Annotated in this window: 2 protein-coding genes; both read left to right on the plus strand. The window is 41.1% G+C overall.

What is annotated here, in order from left to right; genetic code table 11:
• Positions 1–151: 151 nt before the first annotated feature.
• Positions 152–1,660 carry an IS21 family transposase gene (gene istA / locus JOD01_RS19530; RefSeq protein WP_024985313.1) on the plus strand — a complete coding sequence of 503 codons (1,509 nt, stop codon included), beginning with the start codon at positions 152–154 and terminating at the stop codon, positions 1,658–1,660.
• Positions 1,660–2,382, plus strand: a complete 723-nt coding sequence (gene istB, locus JOD01_RS19535) for an IS21-like element helper ATPase IstB (protein WP_122915621.1) — start codon at positions 1,660–1,662, stop codon at positions 2,380–2,382. Before istA ends, istB begins: the two co-directional genes overlap by 1 nt.
• The last annotated feature ends 65 nt before the right edge of the window (positions 2,383–2,447 follow it).

Here is a 2,447-nt window from a genome sequence, read left to right on the forward strand (position 1 = left end):
TGTTTATGGCAGACTAAAAATGTAGGTTATGGCAGTTAATTTATGCAGACCCGTAGGGGCTGCATAAATTAAAAAACCACTTGCCAACATCCCCTTATCAAAATACACTCCTGTTGGGCATTACAGACGACGGGAGGTATAAAGTTAGGAGATGTTAGCAGTGGCAGAAATTAATTATATCAGGCATGAGGCAAACAAAAAAGGGCGAGCTTATAGCAAGATTGCCAAACAAATGAATCGTGATTCAAGGACGGTTCAGAAGTATGCAGAAATGGATGATTTCAATCTACAAGAAAAGCCCAAGCAAATTCGAAAAGCTAGAGTCATGGAGCCCGTTAAACCTATTCTTGATCAATGGATCAAAGAGGACTTGAACAAGAAAAAGAAGTTCCGAAGAACAGCACAACGCTTGTTCACGCAATTAGTGGAGGAATACCAATTTACAGGATCATCTCGCTCTGTCAGACAATATGTTTCCCAACGTAAGCACCAGTTAGCGGAGACAAGTGATGCTGCGGCATTGCCATTGGAAACGAGACCTGGATCAGCTCAAGTTGATTTTGGAGAAGCACCATTCAAATATCAGGGAGAAAGTGTTACCTTGCCATTCCTCGTTCTCTCGTTTCCTTATAGCAACACGTTCTACTTTCAAGTTTTCCAGTCTCAGAATCGAGAATGCTTTCTGGAGGGATTAAAGCGTATCTTTCACTATATAGGTGGAGTTCCAAAGGTCATTCGATTTGATAATTTATCACCAGCGGTGAAAAAGATCATGCCAAATGGTCAGCGTGAACTGACGGAGGAATTTCAAAACTTCGTTTTTCATTATGACTTTGAATACGAGTTTTGCAATCCCGGTAGTGGCAATGAAAAAGGGCACGTAGAGGCGATGGTCAAGTACGTTCGCAACAACTTCCTGCTTCCTGAGTTGCAGATACACAATCTTGATCAGCTAAACGAAACCCTTTGGAAAAAAGCCGAGAAAGATCGGGAGAGACCTCATTATGTGAAAGAAACCATGCTTTCCGAACTATATTTGGCAGACAAGGAACACCTTCTTCAATTACCTGCCAAAGAGTTTGATTGTATCCGATATGAACGAGTAAAAGCGGATAAATACGGATATATCCGAGTCGAAAATAAACTCTACTCAACGTCTCCCCGTTTTGCCAAATGTATGGTTTTGGCAAAGATCTCATTTGACCGAGTCGATATTTTAACTGAAGAATATGAGCTGATCGTACAGCATCCCAGGCTGTATGGCAAAGAGCCAAAATCAGTGATTTGGCAGCCATATTTGATATTGATGGCAAAACGGCCAACTGCTATTAAATACACAAGTTTTTATGAACAATTGCCAATCGAATGGCAAGTCTATCTCTCGAATTGCACGGTCCCAGAGAAGCAAGAAGCTCTCCAGCTACTATCCGTCATTTTAAAAAACGATGATATGAAAATACCCACGCAAGCTTTGCAGCTTGCCTCTGAGAATGGTCACCCAGCCGTTGATTCTATTAAGCAGATCTATTATCAACTCATGAATGGCCGTGGGCAAAGGGATACCATCCAACCGAAAGGTTTTGTTCCTGCCGTTCCAACAGCCACTAGAGGATTAGCCCATTACAATGAATTTTTTAAGGGAACGGGAGGTCATCACTAGTGGATGCATTGATAAAAGAATATTCAAAGCGTCTCAAGTTGAGTTGGGTTCGGCAACATTTCCATGAGGTTGAAGCTACTACAAATGAAGAGTACTTACTCAAAATACTAGAAAACGAGATACAACAACGAGAAGTACGGAAAATCAATCTGCTCTTTAAACAATCTTCCTTGCCAAGAATAACAGGAAAGCCATTTGAATGGGGTCATATTCAGATGGGACAAGGTCTCACGCAGGATCATATCCTTCATGGTGGATTTATAGAGGAGAAAGAAAATCTGATCTTTTATGGCGGTGTGGGAACGGGGAAAACGTACTTATCCACTCTGATTGGCTTAAATGCCATTCAGCAGCAAGGGAAAAAGATAAAGTTCTTTACTGTCGCTGGATTAGTCAATCGGCTGCTAGACGCTCACGAGACTGGCTCGTTGAGCCGATTCTTTAACCATATTGAGAAGCTAGATCTGTTAATACTCGACGAACTGGGGTATATTCCTCTGCATAAACAAGGTGCAGAACTGCTATTTCAGATTATCTCCATGTGCTACGAAAGAAAAAGTATTATTATCACGACCAACCTACAGTTTGGCCAATGGAATCATATATTTGGTGATCCAATTTTAACAGAGGCAGTTATTGATCGCTTGATTCATCACTCTCATTTGATCGTCTTCAATGGCGAAAGCCATCGATACAAAGAATCGCTATTACACGGTAAATAATTTAGGGGTTGGCAAGTGGTACATTTTTAATTGCCATTTGCTACATTTCTTACTTGCCAAAAACA

The organism is Brevibacillus fulvus (assembly GCF_016908525.1).
Lineage (GTDB): Bacteria > Bacillota > Bacilli > Brevibacillales > Brevibacillaceae > Brevibacillus_G > Brevibacillus_G fulvus.

Excerpts from the sequence above, each read along its gene's own strand:
- istA (WP_024985313.1), top strand. The coding sequence starts at position 152 with ATGTTAGCAGTGGCAGAAATTAATTATATCAGGCATGAGGCAAACAAA.